The sequence below is a fragment of the Streptomyces sp. NPDC005866 genome (assembly GCF_040629895.1).
Classification (GTDB): domain Bacteria; phylum Actinomycetota; class Actinomycetes; order Streptomycetales; family Streptomycetaceae; genus Streptomyces.
The window spans coordinates 1-23,009 of sequence record NZ_JBEXWP010000032.1 but is presented as its reverse complement, the minus strand read 5'-3'; the positions used below and the strand labels follow the sequence as shown (position 1 = coordinate 23,009).

General features: G+C 70.4%; 18 protein-coding genes. 13 read left to right on the top strand and 5 right to left on the bottom strand.

Translation table 11 applies throughout. The features are described 5' to 3' along the window. Nucleotides 1-149: 149 nt before the first annotated feature. From ABZ396_RS34945 to ABZ396_RS34930, 4 genes are all read right to left on the bottom strand, one after another. Nucleotides 150-875 carry a class I SAM-dependent methyltransferase gene (locus ABZ396_RS34945; RefSeq protein ID WP_358920032.1) on the bottom strand — a complete coding sequence of 242 codons (726 nt, stop codon included), beginning with the start codon at nucleotides 873-875 and terminating at the stop codon, nucleotides 150-152. A gap of 134 nt (nucleotides 876-1,009) precedes the next feature. Next, complete coding sequence (locus ABZ396_RS34940) at nucleotides 1,010-3,457, bottom strand: SpoIIE family protein phosphatase (protein ID WP_358920034.1); 2,448 nt, start codon at nucleotides 3,455-3,457, stop codon at nucleotides 1,010-1,012. Between the two features lie 153 nt (nucleotides 3,458-3,610). Next, complete coding sequence (locus ABZ396_RS34935; RefSeq protein ID WP_358920068.1) at nucleotides 3,611-5,935, bottom strand: MFS transporter; 2,325 nt, start codon at nucleotides 5,933-5,935, stop codon at nucleotides 3,611-3,613. A gap of 235 nt (nucleotides 5,936-6,170) precedes the next feature. Next, nucleotides 6,171-6,614 carry an SRPBCC family protein gene (locus ABZ396_RS34930; RefSeq protein ID WP_358920035.1) on the bottom strand — a complete coding sequence of 148 codons (444 nt, stop codon included), beginning with the start codon at nucleotides 6,612-6,614 and terminating at the stop codon, nucleotides 6,171-6,173. Nucleotides 6,615-7,133: 519 nt separating this feature from the next. Here ABZ396_RS34930 and ABZ396_RS34925 point away from each other — a divergent pair. The 4 genes from ABZ396_RS34925 (at nucleotide 7,134) to ABZ396_RS34910 (ending at nucleotide 10,910) form a co-directional block, all read left to right on the top strand. Further along, nucleotides 7,134-8,171 carry an Rv2578c family radical SAM protein gene (locus tag ABZ396_RS34925; RefSeq protein WP_358920037.1) on the top strand — a complete coding sequence of 346 codons (1,038 nt, stop codon included), beginning with the start codon at nucleotides 7,134-7,136 and terminating at the stop codon, nucleotides 8,169-8,171. Between the two features lie 183 nt (nucleotides 8,172-8,354). Further along, nucleotides 8,355-9,923, top strand: a complete 1,569-nt coding sequence (locus ABZ396_RS34920) for an alpha/beta hydrolase (protein ID WP_358920039.1) — start codon at nucleotides 8,355-8,357, stop codon at nucleotides 9,921-9,923. A gap of 56 nt (nucleotides 9,924-9,979) precedes the next feature. Beyond that, nucleotides 9,980-10,378 carry a RidA family protein gene (locus ABZ396_RS34915; RefSeq protein WP_358920040.1) on the top strand — a complete coding sequence of 133 codons (399 nt, stop codon included), beginning with the start codon at nucleotides 9,980-9,982 and terminating at the stop codon, nucleotides 10,376-10,378. Between the two features lie 46 nt (nucleotides 10,379-10,424). Beyond that, nucleotides 10,425-10,910, top strand: coding sequence for a GNAT family N-acetyltransferase (locus ABZ396_RS34910; protein WP_358920042.1), 486 nt, complete (start codon nucleotides 10,425-10,427; stop codon nucleotides 10,908-10,910). Here the strand turns inward: ABZ396_RS34910 and ABZ396_RS34905 are convergent. After that, nucleotides 10,897-11,472, bottom strand: a complete 576-nt coding sequence (locus ABZ396_RS34905; RefSeq protein WP_358920044.1) for an adenylosuccinate lyase — start codon at nucleotides 11,470-11,472, stop codon at nucleotides 10,897-10,899. The two genes, ABZ396_RS34910 and ABZ396_RS34905, sit on opposite strands and share 14 nt — an antisense overlap. A gap of 380 nt (nucleotides 11,473-11,852) precedes the next feature. Between ABZ396_RS34905 and ABZ396_RS34900 the strand changes: the two genes are divergently transcribed. The 9 genes from ABZ396_RS34900 to pssA all read left to right on the top strand — a co-directional run bounded on the left by ABZ396_RS34900 (nucleotide 11,853) and on the right by pssA (nucleotide 22,916). Then, complete coding sequence (locus ABZ396_RS34900; protein ID WP_358920046.1) at nucleotides 11,853-13,658, top strand: 3-hydroxyacyl-CoA dehydrogenase family protein; 1,806 nt, start codon at nucleotides 11,853-11,855, stop codon at nucleotides 13,656-13,658. A gap of 142 nt (nucleotides 13,659-13,800) precedes the next feature. Continuing rightward, nucleotides 13,801-14,631 (top strand): TetR family transcriptional regulator, encoded by an 831-nt coding sequence (locus ABZ396_RS34895; RefSeq protein WP_358920048.1) that lies wholly within the window; start codon nucleotides 13,801-13,803, stop codon nucleotides 14,629-14,631. A 436-nt stretch (nucleotides 14,632-15,067) separates the two neighbouring features. Beyond that, nucleotides 15,068-16,411: a crotonyl-CoA carboxylase/reductase gene (gene ccrA, locus ABZ396_RS34890; protein ID WP_358920050.1), complete on the top strand. Its 1,344-nt coding sequence runs from the start codon at nucleotides 15,068-15,070 to the stop codon at nucleotides 16,409-16,411. A gap of 16 nt (nucleotides 16,412-16,427) precedes the next feature. Then, nucleotides 16,428-18,500: a protein meaA gene (locus ABZ396_RS34885; protein ID WP_358920052.1), complete on the top strand. Its 2,073-nt coding sequence runs from the start codon at nucleotides 16,428-16,430 to the stop codon at nucleotides 18,498-18,500. Further along, complete coding sequence (locus ABZ396_RS34880; RefSeq protein ID WP_358920054.1) at nucleotides 18,497-19,462, top strand: CoA ester lyase; 966 nt, start codon at nucleotides 18,497-18,499, stop codon at nucleotides 19,460-19,462. Before ABZ396_RS34885 ends, ABZ396_RS34880 begins: the two co-directional genes overlap by 4 nt. Before the next feature lie 5 nt (nucleotides 19,463-19,467). Further along, nucleotides 19,468-20,037, top strand: coding sequence for a MaoC family dehydratase (locus tag ABZ396_RS34875; RefSeq protein WP_358920055.1), 570 nt, complete (start codon nucleotides 19,468-19,470; stop codon nucleotides 20,035-20,037). A 2-nt stretch (nucleotides 20,038-20,039) separates the two neighbouring features. Next, nucleotides 20,040-21,245 carry an acyl-CoA dehydrogenase family protein gene (locus ABZ396_RS34870; protein WP_358920057.1) on the top strand — a complete coding sequence of 402 codons (1,206 nt, stop codon included), beginning with the start codon at nucleotides 20,040-20,042 and terminating at the stop codon, nucleotides 21,243-21,245. 170 nt (nucleotides 21,246-21,415) lie between these two features. Beyond that, nucleotides 21,416-22,072: a phosphatidylserine decarboxylase gene (locus ABZ396_RS34865; RefSeq protein ID WP_358920059.1), complete on the top strand. Its 657-nt coding sequence runs from the start codon at nucleotides 21,416-21,418 to the stop codon at nucleotides 22,070-22,072. A 22-nt stretch (nucleotides 22,073-22,094) separates the two neighbouring features. Then, nucleotides 22,095-22,916, top strand: a complete 822-nt coding sequence (gene pssA, locus ABZ396_RS34860) for a CDP-diacylglycerol--serine O-phosphatidyltransferase (RefSeq protein ID WP_358920070.1) — start codon at nucleotides 22,095-22,097, stop codon at nucleotides 22,914-22,916. Nucleotides 22,917-23,009 lie beyond the last annotated feature (93 nt).

Here is a 23,009-nt window from a genome sequence, read left to right as displayed (position 1 = left end):
GTCCGGGCGGCCACCGGCCAGGAAGTGGGCCGCGGGAGCGGTTCGGCGGCCACGGCACCGCCGCTACGACAGCGCCCGACCGGCCCGGCACATGAGTCCGCCCTTCGTCGAGTCGCGGCGAAGGGCGGACTCTCGGTGTCCTTCGGTGGTCAGCCGGCGCGTCCGGCCACCAGCCACTTCGACGGCAGCACGATCCGCTCGCCGTCCGGGGTGAACTCCGTCGTCGTCAGCGGCAGTTCGCCGCTCGCCAGGACCGTGAGGCCGGCGTTGCCCATGTACTCGGGTACCGCGGCGTCGGCGACCTCGCCGGGGGCGATGCCGTGCCGGAAGACCGGGGCGAGTTTGGGCGGCGGGCCGGACGGGCTCTGGGCGAGGCCGCCGAGGATGGGGCGGGCGGCCTCGGAGAGCTCGACGATGAAGGCCCGGCCGCGCCTGCCGAGGAGGGTGGCGACGGCGTCTATCATCGGCTGCCGGTCGTCGGGTTCGCACTGGTGCAGAACGCCCCGCATATAGACGTTGGCGTCTCCGAGTTCGGCGTGCAGGGCCTCGGCCTCGCTCTTCTCGGCCGCGTCCAGCTGCCGGTAGCCGGCCTGTCCGGCCGGATCGGCGTGCCGGGCGTGCTCCAGGGCGGCCTCGGCGATGTCGGTGCCCAGGACGCGCGGGAAGCGGTCGGCGAGAAAGCGGGTCTGGGTGCCGTTGCCGCAGCCCAGGTCGACCAGCGGCAGGCCCGGGTCGGTGAGGTGGGGCTCGAAGTGGGAGACGTGGACCGCGGCGGTCACGCCCGGCTCGGCGTCCCAGAACACCGCCCCCGGCTCGTCGGGCGCCTCGCGCCAGAAACCCTCCCAGGCGTCCCGGTATCGACTCGTCACGCTCATGCCCAACTCCCCAGGATGTGACCGCAGTAGACCGCCGTATGTGACGGGCCAGTACGGTTTACCCTGCGCCGGTTTCGGCCACAAGCGCCTGGCGCTTTCCTTCACCCCACTTTCGACGAAAGTGAGCCCGTCGGTCAGCGGCGCTGGGAGGTGAGCTCGAACCAGACGGTCTTCCCCGCGGCCGTACGGCTGGTGCCCCACTCCCGGGCCAGCGTGCTGACCACCCGCAGTCCGCGCCCGGTGTCGGCGCCGGGCTCCGCGCTGAGCAGGGTCGGCAAGGTGTGATCGTCGTCGTCGACCTCGCACAGCAGGGTCTCGCCGCGGATCAGCCGGAGCTGGACCGGGCGGCTGTGCGAGTGCCGTAGGGCGTTGGTGACGAGTTCGCTGACCATCAGCTCGGCGGGGTCGGCGAGCCGGGCGAGGCCCCAGTCGTGGAGCTGCTCGCGGACGGCGGCGCGGGCGCGGCGGATCTCGGCCGGGTCGAGGGCGAGCCGCCATTCGGCGACGTCCTGCGGCTCGATGCCGTTCAGGCGGGCCATCAGCAGGGCGACGTCGTCCTTGCGGCCGTCACGGGTGTTGAGGGCGCGGATGATGGTGTCGCAGGCGTCGTCCATGGAGGCGGCCGGGTGTGCGGCGGACTCGCAGAGGGTGGCGAGGCCGACCGCTATGTCCTCGCCGCGCATCTCGACGAGCCCGTCGGTGCACATCACCAGCCGGTCACCGGGCCGCACGCGCACGCGGACCGACTCGAAGGCGACCCCGCCGACACCGATGGGCGCCCCGGTGGGCAGGTCCAGGAGTTCACTGCGGCCGTCGACGGCCCGCACCAGCACGGGAGGGATGTGGCCCGCGTTGGCGAGGTGGAGTTCGCTCTCGATCGGGTCGTAGACGGCGTAGAGGCAGGTGGCGAGATAGCCGTCACCCAGACGCTGGGCCAGGTCGTCGAGGTTGCGCAGGAGTTGGGCGGGCGGCAGGTCCATGGCCGCCATGGTCTGGACGGCGGTCCTCAACTGGCCCATCATCGCGGCCGAGTTGAGGCCGTGACCCATGACGTCGCCGACGACCAGGGCGGTGCGGGCGCCGGGAAGTTTCACGGAGTCGAACCAGTCGCCGCCGACGCGTCCGAGCAGGGTGCCCGGCAGATACCGGGTGGCGATGTCGCAGCCGGCCATGCGCGGCGGGATGTGCGGCAGCATGCTGTCCTGGAGGGTCTCGGCGACGCTCTCCTGGAAGGTGTACATGCGCGCGTTGTCGAGCACGAGGCCCGCGCGGGCGGCGAGTTCGGCGCCGGTGACCCGGTCCATGTCGTTGAACGACTCGCGCTCGGGGTGGCGCAGCAGGATCATGAAGCCGAGCACGACATGGCGGGCCTTGAGGGGTACGACCAGCATCGAGCGGCCGGTGATCAGTGGCCGGATGTCGCGCTTCTCGAACTGGGAGGCGATGGCGTGGCCCATCTCCTCGCTGATGCGCGGCACGAGGACCGGTTCGCCGGTGGTCATGCACTGGAAGAACGGCGTGTGCGCGGGGAAGGGCATGGCCTCGCCGACCGGGACGACGTCGTCCCAGCGGCCGGGCTCGTCGGTGTGCTCCAGGGCGACCCGGTGCCACATGGTGGTGGTGTCGGGCACACCGTCCGGGAACCCCTCGCCGGCGACGACCTGCTCGCGAAGATAGGTACCGGCGACATCGGTGAAGCGGGGGACGACGGCCCTGCTGACCTCGATGATGGTCCGGGACAGGTCGAGCGAGGTGCCGATCTTCCCGCTGACCTCGTTGAGGAATTCGAGGCGCTCGCGGACGGCCGTGTACTCCAGGTCCTCGCCCTCGTCGTCGGTGAGGTCGGCGGGCACCGGCAGGCCCTGGGCGGCCACCCGGGCGGCGCGCTCACGGCGGGCCCTGCGCTCGGCGCGCCGGGCGACACCCCAGTCGGGGGTGACGGGGACCCGGTCGTTCTGGCTGAACTCCAGGATGGGATAGCCGAGTTCGAGGACCTGGGCGACTATCCTGGCGCTCTCGTCGACGCTCATGCTGGGCAGGATCTCGGGGAGCCTGCGGGCGAGTTCCTCGGCGCCGGGGAAGTCGGTGTGCAGGGCGAACCCGGGCGCTATGCGCTCGAAGGGCACGTCCTCGTCGCTTTCGGACAGGCGCAGCCGCTCGGCGTCGGCGGCGAGCACCAGCAGCCGCTCGTCGCCCGGACCCACCAGCGGATACGCCCACCACAGCACATCGGCGCGGTCGCGGTCCGGCACGGTGAGCCGGGCGCGGCCCGCGGCGGGGAAGTTCAGCCGTCCGTCGAGGGAGGACTCCAGGTCGGGGCCGAGTCCGTCGTACACCGCGTAGGCGCCGTACGGGGTGATCTCGTCGTCCTCGGGGAGCGCTCCGGAGACGGGCAGCAGGTCGAGTACGGAGCGGCCGATCGCCTGCTCCTTGGCGGCGCCGAACAGCCGGCGCGCGCCGGTGCTCCAGTGGGAGACCTGCCCGTCGCGGTCGACGACGACCACGGCCAGGGGGATACGGCCGGCCGCGCCCTCCCCAGCACCGAAGCTGGGAGGTGCGTCCCGCTCGCTGCCACGGTTCATGGCCCAGGCCCTCTCTCCCCACGGCTCCGCAAAAGATCTGTGCCGCCCGCCACTACCGTACGGTGGCGGCCGGTTGCGATGTGTGGCAATCCTCGAATTGGTTTCACCGGAGCGCGCCGGCGCGCAGGTCGGAGCCCTCACGCCCCCGTCCGGTCAGTCCTCGTGGCCCAGTTGGAGATCGCGTTCGGTGCGGCCGCCGCCCGCGACCTGGAGCACGGTGGCGACCGGCGGGTAACCGGCGGCGATGACGGTGTACTCGCCGGAGGAGAGATCGACGAACCGGAACGTTCCGTCGGGTCCGGTGGTGAGCGTGTCGACGACGTTCCCGGCGGCGTCGAGCAGGGTCACGCGCGCGTCCTCGACAGGCCGCCCGCCCCCGGCCCGCACGGTGCCCTTGAGCACGGCGCCGCCCGCGAGTTCGACGTCCTGCCGGGTCTCCCGGGACGCCTGGACGGTGACCGGGAGGGCGGCCGGGCGGAAGGCCGGGGCGCTGGCGGCGAGGGTGTACTCGCCGGCCACCAGCTCGGTGATGACATAGCCGCCCTCGCGTCCGCTGCGGGTGCTGGCGACGACCTCGCCCTGCACGTTGGTGAGCGTGACGGTGGCGTCGCGCACGGGCGTGCCGTCGGCGGTGCGGACGGTGCCCGCGAGGCGTCCGGCGCCGCCGAGGACGACGTCCAGCTCGACGGGCCGCTCGCCGACGGTCACGGAGACGGCCTGCGGCTGATGGCCGCCGGCGGCGGCGATCAGGACGTACGCGCCGGAGCCGGGGGTGGACAGGGCGTACCGTCCGTCGTCGCCGCTGGCGCCCCTGCCGATCTGCCGGCCGACGGCGTCGATGAGGGTGAGGGCGGCGCGGGGCACCACGGTGCCGTCCGGATGCTGCACCGTGCCGCAGACCGGGATCCCGGCGCCGTGCGGCGACCGGGCCTGCGGGATGGGGGCGTTCACGGGGGCGGACTCCGTTTCGGCGGTGTTGTGGGACACCAGCGGTTTCTCCTTGAGGAAGCAGGCGACGATCAGACCGAGGACGAGCACCGGGACCAGGTAGAGGAAGATCCGGGGCATCGCCTCGGCGTAGGCGCGGATGTAGGCGTCGCGCAGCGCCGGGGGCAGCGCGTGGACGAGCTGCGGGGTGAGGGACTCGGGGTCGGGCAGCCGGGCGCCGGCGGCGGGGAGACGTTTGTGCAGGGCGTCGGTGAGCCGGTCGGCGAACAGGGTGCCGAAGACGGCGGCGCCGACGCTGCCGCCGATCTGCCGGAAGTAGTTGTTGGCGCTGGTGGCGGTGCCGAGGTCGGTGGGCCGTACGGAGTTCTGCACGGCGAGGATGAGCACCGGCATCACCATGCCGATGCCGGCGCCGAGCACGGCCATCCAGATGCTGTACTGCCAGCGCGGGGTGCCGACTTCGAGCCGGGACAGCAGCCACATGCCGACGACGGACAGCGCACCGCCGAGCAACGGGTGGACGCGGTAGTGCCCGGTGTGGCTGATGAGCTGTCCCGAGACGATCGAGGCGCCGACGATCCCGCCCATCATGGGCAGCATCAGCAGCCCGGACTCGGTGGCCGAGGCGCCGTCGACCATCTGCAGGAAGGTCGGCAGATAGCTGGCGGCGCCGAAGAGCGCGATGCCGACGACCAGTCCGACGAGTCCGGTCACGTTGAAGACGGAGTCCCGGAACAGCCGCAGCGGGATGAGGGGTTCGGCCGCGTGGTGCTCGGCGAACAGGAACAGCACGCCGGCGACCACGGCACCGGCCCCGAGCCCGAGGATGACGCGCGAGCCCCACTCGTACTCCGTCCCGCCCCAACTGGTCAGCAGGACCAGGCAGGTGGAGGCGGCGGCCAGCAGCAGGGTGCCCAGGACGTCGAAACGGGCCCGGACGCGGGGTTTCGGCAGCTTCAGTACGGCGGTGATGACGGCCAGGGTGACCAGGCCGAACGGCACGTTGATGTAGAAGCACCAGCGCCAGGAGAGGTGGTCGGTGAAGTAGCCGCCGAGCAGTGGCCCAGCGACGGAGGCGAGGCCGAAGGCGGCGCCGATCAGGCCCATGAAGCGGCCGCGCTGCCGGGGCGACACGATGTCGGCGATGATCGCCTGGACGCCGATCATCAGCCCGCCGGCGCCGATGCCCTGCACCGCGCGGAAGGCGATCAGCTGGTCCATGTTCTCGGCCCGTCCGGCCAGCGCGGAGCCGACGACGAAGACGAGGATCGCGAACTGGAAGACACTCTTGCGGCCGATGAGGTCGCCGAGCTTGCCGTAGACCGGGAGGCCGATGGTGGAGGTGAGCAGATAGGCGGTGATCGCCCAGGACATCTTGTCCAGGCCGTGCAGCTCGCCGACGATCTTCGGCAGCGCGGTGGCGACGATCATCTGGTCCAGGGCGGCGAGGAGCAGGGCGAGCATCAGCCCGCAGAACACCAGCCGGGTGCGGCGCGGCCCGAGTTCGGGGGCCGGGGCGGGTTCCGGCACGGGGGCGTCCGCGGGCGCCGTGGCCGGCTCCTCGTACTGCACCAGAGTCGTCCCCACGTACCGCTCCCCTCGTCGCACCTGCGCACAGTTCCCGCCTGTTTCCCGTAGGGCGACAACTGTGGGCAAGCACGACGAGTTACGGCACAAGACCGGCCGGTCCGGAGATCCACTCGAACCGGTGAGGGGCTCAATGTCCTCTGTTCATCCAGGGGTTATCTACCGGCGTGGGACAGGACTACTTCTCGACCTCGGTGGCGAGCTTGTCGAGCACCTCGTCGTAGATCCGGCCGAGGCCCTTGGGCGCGAAGGTCTTCTCGAAGAAGCCGCCGATGCCGCCGGCGCCCTGCCAGGTGGTGTGGACCACGACCTTGGAGCTGCCCTCGCCGGCCGGGGTGACACGCCAGGTGGTGACCATGGAGGAGTTGCGGTCCTTCTCGACCAGCTCGCCGTCGGTGGGCTCGCTGACCTCCAGGAGGCAGTCGCGGACGCGCTTGCTGGTGGCCTGGAGCTTCCAGTGGACCAGGGTGCCCTCGCCGTCGCCGCCCTCGCGCACCTCGTACTCGCTGAAGTGCTGGGGGAGCAGCTTCGCGCGCGTGCCGTTGTAGTCGGCGAGCGCGTCGAACACCGTCTCCGCGTTCGCCGCGACGACCCGCTCCGTCGTGGCCTCGACCTGCGCCATTGCGTTCCTCATTCCTGCGCTTCCAATGGGGGCGAGCGCCATCCCATCACATCCGTGGTGGGGCACGGCGCGCGCGGTGGTCGTGCGCCGGAACCGGACCAGGCCGATAGCGCTGGGGAGCTTGGCGCCCCTACACATCCCGGCGCATGCGAGGCGCGCTCGGGGCCGGACCGGGACACCCTGGCGCCGTCGCGCCGGGCCGGGGCGGACGAGGTGGTCATCGAGTTCGGGCTGGACATGCCGGCCGAGGCCGGGGGCGGTCGCCGCGAGGTGTCTGCACCGGACCCGACGGCGCGGAGGTGGCGGTCTCCCGGTGCGTGCGGGCGATCGCCCGGACCCGCGCGGCCGTCCGGTGTGACCCGAGCGGCAAAGACGTGGCCTTTTTTTTCGGGCGCCCCACCGGCGCCACCTGCCCTTCTTGACCCGGCCGAGGCAGTTGCTCCTGGCCCGGCCGTTCGAACCTTGGCGATCAAGCGAACAGATGTTCTATTCTGTGCGCAGTGCTACCGAGGAGGCGTCATGCGCTGGGAGAACCTCACCGAGGAGGCCGAACACGGCCGTGCCGACACCGCGCTGTTCGGCGCGGACGCGGTCACGACCCGCACCATCGACACCCCCGAGTTCCGGGGGATCACGTTCCACGAGGTGCGGGCGCGCTCGATCATCAACCGCGTACCGGGCGCCTCGCGGATGCCGTTCGAATGGACGGTGAACCCGTACCGGGGCTGCACGCACGCGTGCGTGTACTGCTTCGCGCGCAAGACGCACAGCTATCTGGACCTCGACACCGGGATCGGCTTCGACACCCAGATCGTGGTCAAGGTCAACGCCCCCGATCTGCTGCGCCGGCAGCTGGGCTCACGGCGCTGGCTGGGCGACCACATCGCGATGGGCACCAACGTCGACTGCTACCAGCGCGCGGAGGGCCGCTACCGGCTGATGCCGGGGATCATCTCGGCCCTCACCGACCACGCGAACCCCTTCTCCATCCTCACCAAGGGCACGCTGATCCTGCGCGACCTCGACCTGCTGCGGCGCGCGGCCGAGGTCACGGACGTCGGCATCTCGGTCTCGGTCGGCTTCGTCGACCCCGAGCTGTGGCGCACCGTGGAGCCGGGCACCCCGGCCCCCGAGCGCCGCCTGGACGTCGTGCGCGCCCTCGCCGAGGCCGGTATCGGCTGCGGGGTCCTGATGGCGCCCGTGATCCCCTTCCTGGGTGACCACCCGGCCCAACTGCGGGCCACCGTACGGGAGATCGCGGCCGCCGGGGCCACCTCCGTGACGCCCCTGGTGCTGCACCTGCGCCCCGGGGCCCGCGAGTGGTTCATGAGCTGGCTCGCGTCCCACCACCCGCACCTCGTCCGGCGCTACGAACGGTTGTACGCGGAGGGCGCCTACGCGCCGAAGTGGTACCAGCGTCGGATCACCCGTCAGGTGCACGACCTGGCCCAGGAGTACGGCATCGGACCGAGCCGCGCCGGCACACCCCGCCGGATGCCGGTCCCGGCGGCCCAGGAGCCCGCGCTGCCGGAGCCGACGCAACTGACTCTGCTCTGAAAGTGTTCGGGGCTGGGGGCGTTCGCGACCGAGGGCGTCCGCTGCTGAGCGCGTTCGAGCGCAACCCTCGGCCCAATTGGGTCAACAATCGTCTGAACACGTTCTTCCGGGGGCGGATTCCGGGACGATGCGGCGAGGGCCGTGACTCGTGCGGTCCGCGACCCTCCGTCCTGGGAGGACCTCATGCGAACACGCGCAGCCGCGCTGTGCGCCGCCGCCGCTGTCGTGGCCGGATCGTTCACCGCCCTGCCCGCGAACGCCACCACCCGAGCCGCCGTCCAGGTGTCCTCGGTGGCCTGGAAGAAGTGCGGCACCACCGACTATCCGACGCTGCAGTGCGGCACCGTCAAGACGCCCCTGAACCACCGGGACCCGGGCGGGAAGCAGATCACACTCGCCCTCTCGCGCGTCCCGCACACCGCGTCGGCGTACCAGGGTCCGCTGCTGGTCAACCCCGGCGGCCCCGGCGGCAGCGGACTGGCCCTCGCGGGCTTCGTCGCCTCCACGCTGCCGAAGAAGGTGGCGGCCCAGTACGACGTCATCGGCTTTGACCCGCGTGGCGTCGGCAGGAGCGGCCCGGCGATCGACTGCGTGCCCGGCTACTTCAAGCCGGTGCGCCCCGACTCGGTGCCGGCCACGTCCGCCCTGGAAAAGGCGAACCTGAAGCGCGTGCAGTCCTTCGCGGCGGCCTGCGGCAAGAAGTACGCGAGCCTGCTGCCGTACCTCGACACGCTGAGCGCCGCACAGGACATGGACTCGGTCCGCCAGGCCCTCGGCGCCCGTCGGATCAGCTACTTCGGCTACTCCTACGGCACCTACCTGGGTGCCGTCTACGCGAAGCTGCACCCGGAGCGGATCCACCGCCTGGTCCTGGACTCGATCGTGGACCCGACGGGCGTCTGGTACGACGACAACCTCGCCCAGGACTACGCGTTCAACGACCGCCACCGCGCCCTGATGGCGTGGATCGCGAAGTACGACTCCACCTACCGTCTCGGCACCGACCCGGAGCGGGTCGAGGCCAAGTGGTACGCCATGCGGGCCGCGCTGGCGAAGAAGCCGGCCGGCGGCAAGGTCGGCGCCTCCGAACTGGACGACACCTTCATCCCGGGCGGCTACTACAACGGCTACTGGCCCTACCTGGCCGAGGCGTTCTCGGCCTACGTCAAGGGCAAGAAGGCGGCGGCGCTGGTCGAGGCGTACCAGAACTTCGCCGCCGTGGACGCCTCGGGCGACAACGGCTACAGCGTCTACGCGGCCGTCCAGTGCAGGGACGCCTCCTGGCCGCGGGACTGGAACCAGTGGCGCAAGGACAACTGGGCGGCCTACGAGAAGGCGCCGTTCATGGTCTGGAACAACGCCTGGTACAACGCGGCGTGCACCTCCTGGACGACGTCCGCCCTGAAGCCGGTGAACATCGCCAACGGCAAACTCCCGCCGACTCTCCTCTTCCAGGCCACGGACGACGCGGCCACGCCCTACCGGGGCGGCGTCACGGCCCACCGTCTGCTGGCCGGCTCCAGCCTGGTCGTCGAACAGGGCGGCGGCAACCACGGCATCACCCTCAGCGGCAACACCTGCCTGGACGACCATCTCGCCGCCTACCTGACCAACGGCACGGCCCCGCACGGCGACGGCACCGTCGACGCGGTCTGCCGGAAGCCCCCGGACCCGAAGCCCCTGAGCGCGAAGGCGGCGTCGACCTCGTCCCGCGGCTCGGCCCTGCACGGGCTGCTGGGTTTCCGGGGCTGAGCCCGTCCTGACGAACCGTCGGGGGCGTTGTCAGTCCCATGGTCCACCATGGACGCATGAGTGACCTGACCCGCGTTCCCGCCCCCGACGGCGTCGCCCCGGCCGCCCAGTACACCCACGTCGTGGCGGCCACCGGCCGGTTCGTCGCCGTCTCCGGTCAGCTGCCGCTGGACGAGAGCGGCAAGCTCGTCGGCGAGGGCGACCCGGCCGCCCAGGCCCGCCAGGTCTTCGAGAACCTGCACCGCTGCCTGGCGGCCGCCGGCGCCACCCTCGACGACGTCGTCAAGCTGACCTACTTCGTCACGGACATGGCCCATATGCCGGCCATCCGCGCGGCCCGCGCCGCCCACATACCCGACGACCGCCTCCCGGCGTCGTCCGCCGTCCAGGTGGCCGCACTCGTCGGACCGCAGTTCCTGATGGAGATCGAGGCCTTCGCGGTGGTGGCCGGCTGAGCAAAATGAGGGGCGAGCGGAGCCGTCCGCTTCCTAGGGTGCCGTCATGGCCGACGACTCCCTCCGCATCCGCCCGATGGCCCTCGACGACTGCGACCGGGTCTCGGAGATACGCGTCCTGGGCTGGCAGTACGCCTACCGGGGGCTCATGCCGCAGCCGTTCCTGGACGGGCTCAGTGTCGAGCGGGACGCCGAGCGACGGCGGGCCCGGTTCCGGGGCGGTGAGGACGGGGTGACGGACCTGGTCGCCGAGCGGGGCGGTGAGATCGTCGGATGGGCGGCGCACGGGCCGTACCGGGACGGGGAAGTGCACACCGGCGACGCCGAGTTGTACGCGGTCTACCTCGGCCCGGCGCATGTCGGGACCGGGGCCGGGCGGAGGCTTCTGGAGACGGTGCTCAAGCAGTGCGCCCGGCGGTTCTACGAGGTCGCGGGCTTCCGGCCCGACGGCGCCGAGGAGCCGTACGAGGTCGACGGCGTGCCCGTGCCCGAGGTGCGGTATGTCAAGGACCACGGCCTCACCTCGGTCTAGGGATGTGGGACAGGGCCTGGACCGCCGCCTCGGCGAGAGGGGGGTGGGCGAGGGCCTCGCTCAGGACCCGGCGGGCGCGGGTGTCGCCCAGGGTGCCGAGGCCCTCCACACAGGCGAGGGCGACCCTGCGGTAGGGGTCGCGCGGGCGCAACCGGCGTTCCAGGGTGGTGATGAGGGCGGGGACGGATTCCGGGGCGCGGAGTTCGACCAGTAGCCGGACCGGGTGCAGGGCGTAGGCGACACGGAGTTCGTTGGTGGCGAGGGCGGCGGCGGCGCGGGCGGTGCGCGGGTCCCGCAGGCGAGCGAGGGCGTGGGCGGCGGAGGCGCACCGGGGTGGGTCGCGGTGGTTCAGGAGGAGGACCAGGGTTTCGAAGGCACGCCGGTCGCCGGCCGTCCCGAGGCGGTACGCCGCCAACTCCCTGGCCCACAGGGGCTGTCCGGCGGCGGCGAGCAGCTCCGCCAACTCGTCGTGGTCCTCGGTGGCCAGGAGCCGGTCATAGGCGGCCGTTCCCTGCGACTCCTGGCGCAGACGCTCCGTGAGTGATCGCAACTCTTCGTCCACGAAGGCCAGCGTAGAGGGGTTGCGGGAGCGGAGGGACGTACATCACAAAGCCGGAGGGCTGGCGCGCTCGTTACCCGCCGGTTAAGCTCAATCGAGCGAGTCACCCACTCGCGCTACCGCTCACTCCGGTTTGGTGACGCAGCCGTCGTGAGCATCAGGTCGGTTCGGTACCTCGTACCGTTCATACGACCCGGCTCCGGGACAGGGCCGGTCGGAATCAGCCGCTCCCGGGCGTGTGCACGCCCGCGGCGACGGCACCGGGCGTGTGCGCCAGCAGCCCGGCAACACCCGCATTCACGCAGCCCTTTCCGCACCCGGTGCGCCCCTTCGGCGCACCCGGGGGCGTTTCCAGTCGTCACCCTCATTCCTGGAGTCCCGCGATGGCCACTCCCCAGTCCGACCCTTCCCTGTCCCCGCTCAAGACCGTGGCCGTCGTCGGCCTCGGCACCATGGGCACCGGAATCACCGAGGTCCTCGCGAAGGCCGGCCGCGAGGTGATCGGCATCGACGTCAGCGAGGCCCAGGCCGCCGGCTCACTCGCCGCCCTGGAGGCCTCCACGGCCCGTGCCGTGGTCCGCGGCAGGCTGACCGAGCAGGAGCGCGCCGACGTTCTCGCCCGGGTCCGCACCGGCACCGACCTGACGGCGGCGGCCGACGCCGACCTCGTCATCGAGGTGGTTCCGGAGTCGTACGAGATCAAGCACCAGATCTTCCGGGAGCTGGACGGCATCGTCCGCCCGGAGACCATCCTCGCCACCGGCACCAACGCGCTCTCCGTGACCCGTCTGGCCGCCGACTCGGCCCGCCCCGAGCGCGTCCTCGGCCTGCACTTCTTCAACCCGGCCCCGGCGATGAAGCTGGTCGAGGTCGTCTCCTCGGTGCTCACCGCCCCGAGTGCCGTAGCCGCGGTCACCGACCTCGCGCTCGAACTGGGCAAGGAGCCGGTCGCGGTCGGCGACCGACCCGGGTTCGTCGCGGACGGGCTGCTGTTCGGCTACCTCAACCAGGCCGCCGCGATGTACGAGGCGAAGTACGCCTCCCGCGAGGACATCGACGCGGCCATGCGGCTCGGCTGCGGCCTGCCCATGGGCCCGCTCGCCCTGCTCGACCTGATCGGCATCGACACCGCGCGAACGGTCCTGGAGGCCATGTACGCCGAGTCCCGCGACCGGCTGCACGCTCCGGCCCCCATCCTCAAGCAGCTCAGCGAGGCGGGCCTGACCGGCCGCAAGTCCGGGCGCGGCTTCTACACCTACGAGGCCCCGGGCAGCGCCGCGGTCGTCCGGGACGCGCTCAGCCCGCTGGACGGCGCCGCTCTCACCCCGGGCCGCACGGTCCGCTCGGTCGGGGTCGCCGGCTCCGGCACCATGGCCTCCGGTATCGCCGAGGTGTTCTCGAAGGCCGGCTACGAGGTCGTCCTCGCGGCCCGCAGCGAGGAGAAGGCGCAGGCGGCGAAGGCCAGGATCGGCAAGTCCCTGGCCCGCTCGGTCGACAAGGGACGGATGACCGCCGAGGCCGCCGCGCGGACCCTGGACCTGATCACCCCGGCGGGCTCGTACGACGCCTTCTCCGACGTCGACCTGGCCGTCGAGGCGGTCGCCGAGGACCTGGGGATCAAGCGGCAGCTGTTCGCCACGCTGGACAAGGTCTGCAAGCCGGGCGCGGTCCTGGCCACCACGACGTCCTCGCTGCCGGTCGTGGCCTGCGCCCGGGCCACCTCACGTCCGCAGGACGTGATCGGTATGCACTTCTTCAACCCGGCGCCGGCCATGAAGCTGGTCGAGGTCGTCCGTACCGTGCTGACGGCCGCGGACGTGCACGCCACGGTCCGCGAGGTCTGCGCGACCGTCAGGAAGCACGCCGTCGACTGCGGTGACCGGGCCGGATTCATCGTGAACGCACTGCTGTTCCCGTACCTCAACAACGCGATCAAGATGGTCGGGGAGCACTACGCCTCGCTGGACGACATCGACGCGGCGATGAAGCTCGGCGGCGGCTACCCGATGGGCCCGTTCGAGCTGCTGGACGTGGTCGGACTGGATGTCTCGCTCGCGATCGAAAAGGTCCTGCACCGGGAGTTCCGCGACCCCGGCCTCGCTCCGGCGCCACTCCTGGAGCATCTGGTGGCCGCGGGCTGCCTCGGCCGCAAGACCGGCCGTGGCTTCCGCGAATATGCCCGCCGCTGAGGGCCTCGGCGACTGGTTCCGGGACGAGAGCGACTGGGGCGGGCTGCTCGAACCCGGCGGCCGTCCCCCGCCCGACCGGCCCGGCGCTCCCCCGCCCTTCCCAGGCGGGGGAAACCCGGGACATGCCCAGCAAGCTGCGCACATGCAGTACGTTCGGGTCATGCCCCAGTCCGCCAGGTCCTCACGTACACCAGCCACGCCCGACGCGCCGGAAAGCGCCGCAGGCACGCGCGCGGCCGCCCAGCGGCTCAAGATGCGCCGGGAACTGGCGGCCGCCGCGATGGAGCTGTTCGCGACCAAGGGGTACGAGGCGACCACCGTCGACGAGATCGCGGCCGCGGCCGGGGTGGCCCGCCGCACCTTCTTCCGCCACTTCCGTTCCAAGGAAGAGGCGATCTTCCCGGACCACGACGACACACTGATCCGTGCGGAGGCCGTGCTCAACGCGGCCCCGGCGCACGAGCACCCGCTCGACACCGTGTGCCGTGGCATCAAGGAAGTCATGAAGATGTACGCGGCCCGGCCGGAGATCTCGGTCGCCCGCTACAAGCTCACCCGCGAGGTACCCACCCTCCGCGAGGCCGAGATCGCCTCGGTGGCCCGCTACGAGCGCCTCTTCACCCGCTATCTCCTCGGCCATTTCGACGAGCACGCGCACGCCGACGACGCGAACGACGACCCGCTGCTGGCCGAGGTCGCCGCGTCGGCGGTGGTCACGGCCCACAACCACGTACTGCGGCGCTGGCTGCGGGCCGGCGGGCAGGGGGATGTGGAGGCGCAGCTGGACCACGCCTTCGCGATCGTACGGAAGACGTTCGGGAACGGGATCGGGGCGGGCCGGGAGAGCTCGTCCCGCCCGGCCCCGGCAACCATGGCTTCGCACGGGGAAGTGCTGGTGACGGTGGCCCGGACGGACGCCCCTCTGGACGAGGTGATGCGGACGATCGAGCAGGCGCTGAAGGAGCGGTCGTAGGGGGCCGCGGTTCGGCGATGGCACTGCGTGCCGGGTCACGCCTGGAGCCGGGCCGGGGCGTCTTCCCGTGGCCGGCCGGTCTTCTCTGACATCCGGACGACTCCCGCAAGTCGGGGCACCTTACCCTACCCGGCAGTAGCTTTGATCGATCATCGCTCATTTGTTACGTAAAGATTTCATCTGAGAGCAAGTTCTGGCACTCAGTGCCTTGCGGCCTGACACGCGGTGTCATACGTTGTTGGTGTCCGGCCTGTCCCGGCGAGCCCACCAGCCCGCCCGCCGGACGCCTGCGTCACAGGCAACCTCCCGCGCCACAAAGCGCTGCCGAAGCACCACCCCCGCCGAACCGACGGCACCTTCCCAAAACCCTCAGCAGCACCGACGTAACCCTCAGCACCCCTCCCCTCAAGGGGCGCACACCGCCGGAGGCAACACCGTGACCACTCAGGCCATTCTCGAAGCGATCCAGTCGCCGGACTCGACGCCGGCCGACTTCGCCGCCCTGCCGCTCCCGGAGTCGTACCGCGCGATCACCGTGCACAAGGACGAGACGGAGATGTTCGCGGGCCTGGAGACCCGCGACAAGGACCCGCGCAAGTCCACCCACCTCGATGAGGTCCCCCTGCCCGAGCTGGGCCCGGGCGAGGCCCTGGTCGCCGTCATGGCATCGAGCGTCAACTACAACTCGGTCTGGACCTCGATCTTCGAGCCGCTGTCGACCTTCGGCTTCCTGGAGCGCTACGGCAGGCTCAGCGAGCTGACCAAGCGGCACGACCTGCCGTACCACATCATCGGCTCCGACCTCGCGGGCGTCGTTCTGCGCACCGGCCCGGGCGTCAACGCCTGGAGGCCCGGTGACGAGGTCGTCGCGCACTGTCTGAGCGTGGAGCTGGAGTCGTCCGACGGCCACAACGACACCATGCTCGACCCCGAGCAGCGGATCTGGGGCTTCGAGACCAACTTCGGCGGCCTCGCCGAGATCGCGCTGGTCAAGTCCAACCAGCTGATGCCGAAGCCGCATCACCTCAGCTGGGAGGAGGCCGCCGCCCCCGGTCTGGTCAACTCCACCGCCTACCGGCAGCTGGTCTCCCGCAACGGCGCCGACATGAAGCAGGGCGACAACGTGCTGATCTGGGGCGCGAGCGGCGGACTCGGCTCCTACGCCACGCAGTTCGCGCTGGCCGGCGGCGCCAACCCCATCTGTGTGGTGAGCAGCCCCCAGAAGGCGGAGATCTGCCGGGCGATGGGCGCCGAGGCGATCATCGACCGCAACGCCGAGGGCTTCAAGTTCTGGAAGAACGAGCACGAGCAGGACCCGAAGGAGTGGAAGCGCTTCGGCAAGCGCATCCGTGAACTGACCGGCGGCGAGGACGTCGACATCGTCTTCGAGCACCCGGGCCGCGAGACCTTCGGCGCCTCGGTCTACGTCACCCGCAAGGGCGGCACGATCGTCACCTGCGCCTCCACCTCGGGCTACAACCACGAGTACGACAACCGCTACCTGTGGATGTCCCTGAAGCGGATCATCGGCTCGCACTTCGCCAACTACCGCGAGGCCTGGGAGGCCAACCGGCTGATCGCGAAGGGCAAGATCCACCCGACGCTGTCGAAGGTCTACTCCCTGGAGGAGACCGGCCAGGCCGCCTACGACGTGCACCGCAACCTCCACCAGGGCAAGGTCGGCGTCCTCTGCCTGGCCCCCGAGGAGGGACTGGGCGTGCGCGACGAGGAGATGCGCGCCAAGCACCTCGACGCCATCAACCGCTTCCGCAACATCTAGACACCCGAGGTCATAGATGACTGAGCGTCAGATCGCCGAAGGCGGGCGGGAGTCCGCACCGCGGGTGCCGAGGGAGAAGGACCGGCCGTGGCTGATGCGCACCTACGCCGGGCACTCCACCGCGGAGGCGTCCAACGAGCTGTACCGGCGCAACCTCGACAAGGGCCAGACCGGCCTGTCGGTGGCGTTCGACCTGCCGACGCAGACCGGCTACGACCCCGACCACATCCTCGCCCGGGGCGAGGTCGGCCGGGTGGGCGTACCCGTCTCCCATCTGGGTGACATGCGCCGCCTTTTCCAGGACATCCCCCTGGAGCAGATGAACACCTCGATGACGATCAACGCCACCGCCATGTGGCTGCTGGCGCTCTACCAGGTCGTCGCGGAGGAGCAGGGCGCGGACATCACCAAGCTCCAGGGCACGACCCAGAACGACATCGTCAAGGAGTACCTGTCCCGGGGGACGCATGTCTTCCCGCCGGGGCCGTCGCTCCGGCTGACGACGGACATGATCGCGTACACGGTCTCCCACATCCCGAAGTGGAACCCGATCAACATCTGCAGCTACCACCTGCAGGAGGCGGGCGCCACGCCGGTCCAGGAGATCGCGTACGCGATGTCCACCGCCGTCGCGGTGCTGGACGCCGTCCGTGACTCCGGCCAGGTGCCGCAGGAGCGCATGGGCGATGTGGTCGCCCGCATCTCGTTCTTCGTGAACGCGGGCGTCCGGTTCGTCGAGGAGATGTGCAAGATGCGCGCGTTCGGCCGCATCTGGGACAAGGTCACCCGCGAGCGGTACGGCATCGAGGACCCCAAGCAGCGCCGCTTCCGATACGGCGTCCAGGTCAACTCGCTCGGACTGACCGAGGCGCAGCCGGAGAACAACGTCCAGCGGATCGTCCTCGAGATGCTCGCCGTGACGCTGTCGAAGGACGCCCGCGCGCGTGCCGTGCAGCTTCCCGCGTGGAACGAGGCCCTTGGCCTGCCCCGGCCCTGGGACCAGCAGTGGTCGCTGCGCATCCAGCAGGTTCTCGCCCATGAGAGCGACCTCCTGGAGTACGAGGACATCTTCGAGGGCTCGCACGTCATCGAGGCGAAGGTCGCCCAGCTGGTCGAGGACTCCCTCGCCGAGATCGACCGGATCCAGGAGATGGGCGGCGCGATGGCCGCCGTGGAGTCCGGCTACCTCAAGTCGCAGCTGGTCGCCTCGCACGCGGAGCGCCGGGGCCGGATCGAGTCCGGGCAGGAGAAGATCGTCGGCGTCAACATCTTCGAGACCACCGAGCCCAACCCGCTCACCGCCGACCTGGACACCGCGATCCAGACGGTCGACCCGGCGGTCGAGGCCCGGGTGGTGGAGGCGATCGGGTGCTGGCGCGACACGCGCTACCAGCCGCCCTTCAACCACCCGCGCCCCTGCAAGGCCCTGGAGCGGCTGAAGGAGGCCGCCAAGGGCACCGACAACCTCATGGCGGCCACCCTGGAGTGCGCCCGTGCCGGCGTCACGACCGGCGAGTGGGCGGGCGCGCTGCGGGAGGTGTTCGGCGAGTTCCGGGCGCCGACCGGGGTCTCCTCGGCTCCCGTCGCCGTCCCCGCCGAGGCGGGCTCGGCGCTGGCCGGGGTGCGCGCCAAGGTGGACGCCACGGCACGCGACCTGGGCAGCGGCAAGCTCCGCTTCCTGGTCGGCAAGCCGGGCCTGGACGGGCACTCCAACGGCGCCGAGCAGATCGCCGTCCGGGCCAGGGACGCCGGCTTCGAAGTGGTCTACCAGGGCATCCGGCTGACGCCCGAGCAGATCGTGGACGCGGCCCTCGCCGAGGACGTGCACGCGGTGGGCCTGTCGATCCTGTCCGGCTCGCACGCCCAGCTGGTCCCGGACGTGCTGGAACGCCTCCGTGTGGCCGGTGCCACAGATATACCCGTCATCGCCGGTGGCATCATCCCGAATGGTGACGCCGATCAGCTCCGGGCCGCCGGGGTGGCCGCGGTCTTCACCCCGAAGGACTTCGACATCACCGGCATCATCGGCCGCATCGTCGACGAGATCCGGAAAGCGAACAAGCTCGACCCCCTGGAGGTCCCCGCATGACCACGCCCGTCAACCGTCTCCGCCCGCGGCGCTCCTGCCTGGCCGTGCCCGGCTCGAACCCCCGCTTCCTGGAGAAGGCGCAGGGCCTCCCGGCGGACCAGGTCTTCCTGGACCTGGAGGACGCGTGCGCGCCGCTCGCCAAGCCCGAGGCCCGGCACACCATCGTCAAGTTCCTCAACGAGGGTGACTGGACGGGCAAGACGCGCGTCGTGCGCGTCAACGACTGGACGACCGAATGGACGTACCGCGATGTCGTGACGGTGGTCGAGGGGGCCGGCCAGAACCTCGACTGCATCATGCTGCCGAAGGTGCAGACGGCCCAGCAGGTCGTCGCGCTGGATCTCCTCCTCACCCAGATCGAGAAGACCATGGGCTTCGAGGTCGGCAGGATCGGCATCGAGGCGCAGATCGAGAACGCGCAGGGCCTCAACAACGTCAACGAGATCGCGCAGGCCTCCCCGCGCGTCGAGACCATCATCTTCGGCCCGGCCGACTTCATGGCGTCCATCAACATGAAGTCGCTGGTCGTGGGCGAGCAGCCGCCCGGCTACCCGGCCGACGCCTACCACTACATCCTGATGAAGATCCTGATGGCCGCCCGGGCCAACAACCTCCAGGCGATCGACGGCCCCTACCTCCAGATCCGCAACGTCGACGGCTACCGCGAGGTCGCGCAGCGCGCCGCCGCGCTCGGCTTCGACGGCAAGTGGGTGCTGCACCCGGGCCAGGTCGAGGCGTCCAACGAGATCTTCTCGCCGTCCCAGGAGGACTACGACCACGCCGAGCTGATCCTGGACGCGTACGACTACTACACGTCCGAGGCGGGCGGCAAGAAGGGCTCCGCGATGCTCGGCGACGAGATGATCGACGAGGCCAGCCGCAAGATGGCCCTGGTCATCTCGGGCAAGGGCCGGGCGGCCGGTATGCAGCGCACGTCGACATTCGAGATCCCGGAGGTCTGAGCGCGATGCAGTTCGGACGAACGTACGAGGAGTTCGAGGTCGGGGCGACGTACAAGCACTGGCCGGGAAAGACGGTCACCGAGTACGACGACCACCTGTTCTGTCTCCTCACCATGAACCACCACCCGCTCCACATGGACACCAACTACGCCGAGAAGACGACGGACTTCGGCAAGAACGTGGTGGTCGGGAACTACATCTACTCACTGCTGCTCGGCATGAGCGTGCCGGACATCTCCGGCAAGGCGATCGCCAACCTGGAGATCGAGTCGCTCAAGCACGTGGCGCCGACCTTCCACGGCGACACGATCTACGGCCAGACGACCGTGCTCGACAAGTGGCCCTCCAAGTCGAAGAACGACCGCGGGATCGTCTACGTCGAGACCAAGGGCTACAAGCAGGACGGCACGCTGGTGTGCATCTTCCGCCGCAAGGTGATGGTGCCGACCGAGACGTACATCAAGGAGCGCGGCGGCGAGCAGCCGGGCCGCCCACCCGTCTCCCACCACCACCCTCAAACGACGCCCCTGCAGGGCGGCACCTCTGGATCCGAGCTCAGGGAGCAGGAGAAGTAGCCATGGCCCGTCTCGCCCAGACCGCCGGTCTGACCGACGTCCAGCAGGAGATCCTCTCCACCGTCCGCGACTTCGTGGACAAGGAGATCATCCCGGTCGCCACCGAGCTGGAGCACCGCGACGAGTACCCCCAGCAGATCGTCGACGGCCTCAGGGAACTCGGCCTTTTCGGCCTGATGATCCCCGAGGAGTACGGCGGCCTGGGCGAGTCCCTCCTGACGTACGCGCTCTGCGTCGAGGAGATCGCCCGGGGGTGGATGTCCGTCTCCGGGATCATCAACACGCATTTCATCGTGGCGTACATGATCAAGCAGCACGGCACGCAGGAGCAGAAGGACCACTTCCTGCCGAGGATGGCGGCCGGCGACATCCGGGGCGCGTTCTCGATGTCGGAGCCGGGTCTGGGCTCGGACGTGTCGGCGATCACCTCGAAGGCGGTGCGGGACGGCGAGGAGTACGTCCTGAACGGCCAGAAGATGTGGCTGACGAACGGCGGTACGTCGTCCCTCGTGGCCGTACTCGTCCGGAGTGACGAAGGACACGCCGAGGGCACGGCGCCGCACAAGTCGATGACGACGTTCCTGGTCGAGAAGGAGCCCGGCTTCGGCGAGGTCTGTCCCGGCCTCACCATCCCGGGCAAGATCGACAAGATGGGCTACAAGGGCGTCGACACCACCGAGCTGATCATGGACGGCCTGCGGGTTCCGGCCAATCGGGTGCTCGGCGGAGTCACCGGCCGAGGTTTTTACCAAATGATGGACGGGGTCGAGGTCGGCCGCGTCAACGTGGCGGCGCGTGGCTGCGGTGTCGCACAGCGTGCGTTCGAACTGGGCGTCCGGTACGCCCAGCAGCGTCACACTTTCGGCAAGCCGATCGCCCAGCACCAGGCCATCCAGTTCAAGCTCGCGGAGATGGCCACCAAGGTCGAGGCCGCACATGCCATGATGGTCAACGCCGCACGCAAAAAGGACTCCGGGGAACGAAACGACCTTGAGGCCGGGATGGCGAAGTACCTCGCCTCCGAGTACTGCAAGGAGGTCGTGGAGGACGCCTTCCGGATCCACGGCGGCTACGGCTTCTCGAAGGAGTACGAGATCGAACGTCTCTACCGCGAGGCCCCGATGCTGCTGATCGGCGAAGGTACCGCCGAGATCCAGAAAATGATCATCGGGCGAAGGTTGCTCGAAGAGTATCGATTCCAAGGCTGATTGTCCGGGTACGGGGTGTTTTCTTCGAGAAGAAGATCACACCCCGTCAGCGGTCTTCGGCCGCCGACTCGGCTTCCTGGCTTGCCCAGTTGTAGCCCGCGACCGGTACCATCCCGGAAGGGCCGCCGTCCCCATTTCCCGCGCGGCATCATCCGCTACGAAGGTCATCCATGCCCCACAGCCAAACCTCTGCACATCGAGACAGCCTGGCCGGCGTACGCCTCGCGCGCGGAGCATCGCCGTGGCTTCTCCCGACCGTCGCCACCGCAGCCGTCAGCCTCCTGCGCGCCCGTCGCTCCGGCGCCGCGAAGGCCGTCGCCCTGCCCGCCACCGCGCTCGCGGCGGCCATGCTGTGGTTCTTCCGCGACCCCGAGCGTGAGATCGCCCAGGGCCGTGTCATCTCACCCGCCGACGGTGTGGTGCAGAGCATCATGCCGTGGAAGGACGGCCGCACCCGCGTCGCGATCTTCATGAGCCCGCTCAACGTCCACGTCAACCGCGCGCCGCTGTCCGGCACGGTGACGTCGGTGGAGCACATCGCCGGTGGCTTCGTTCCCGCCTTCAACAAGGAGAGCGAGAACAACGAGCGCGTAGTCTGGCATCTCGACACCGAACTCGGCGACATCGAGATGATCCAGATCGCCGGCGCGGTTGCCCGCCGTATCGTCCCCTACGTCCCGCAGGGCACGAAGGTCGAGCAGGGCGACCGCATCGGTCTGATCCGCTTCGGCTCGCGCGTCGACATCTACCTGCCGGAGGGCGTGGAGGTCGCGGTCGAGGTCGGGCAGAAGACCGTGGCTGGGGTGACTCGCATTGACCGTGATTGATCCGGAGACCCAGGCGGGCTGGGTGCCCGAGGCCGACGAGGTCGGCGACGACGAGGAGATGCCGCTCTCTCTCCGCCTCTCGATAGCGGACACCCTCACGCTCGGCAACGCCACGTGCGGCTTCATGGCGGTGTACTTCACCACCACCGGCATCCTGATCCCGCACCTCACCGGGGACGACCAGTCGGCGGGCATGGCCCGCCACAGTGCCGCCACCGCGGTCATCCTCATGCTCTGCGCGGCGGTCTTCGACCTGTTCGACGGCCTGGTGGCGCGCAAGCTCCGCTCCTCCCCCATGGGCGCCGAGCTGGACAACCTCTCGGACCTCATCAGCTTCGGCCTGGCCCCCGCCTACTTCGTGCTCGTCTACGGCATGGTGGCCGACGACGCGTACCAGAAGGTCGCCGCGGTCGGAGCGGTCGTGGTGCTCCTCGCGGTCGTCCTGCGCCTGGCCCGCTTCTCCTGTGTGTCACCGCCGAACGGCATGTTCCAGGGCATGCCGTCGCCGTTCGGTGCGCTGACGGTCGTCTCCATCGTGCTCCTGGAGCTGCCCTTCTTCGCGACGCTCCTGGCGATCCTCGGCACGGCCTGGCTGATGGTGAGCCGGGTCGAGTACCCGAAGCCGCGCGGGCGCCTCGCCGGGGCGATGCTGTCCTGGATCGTCGTCTCGATGGGCCTCCTGGCGGCCTGGGCCTTCGACGCCCCCGGCGGCCAGCTCCTCCTCCAGACCGGCTGTGCGCTGCAGCTGGTGACGGGCGCGGTGATCCCGCTGTTCGCCACGGCCCGCCGGGTGAACAACATCCGCGACAACCGGCGCGAGGCACGGGCGGCGCAGCTGCCGTAGCCGTGACGCGGAGGGCCCCGGACCGAGCTCGTCGTCGGGGGGGGGGGCGCCCCCCGTTAGAACCCCCCCCCCCGGGGGGGGGGGGGGGTGGGT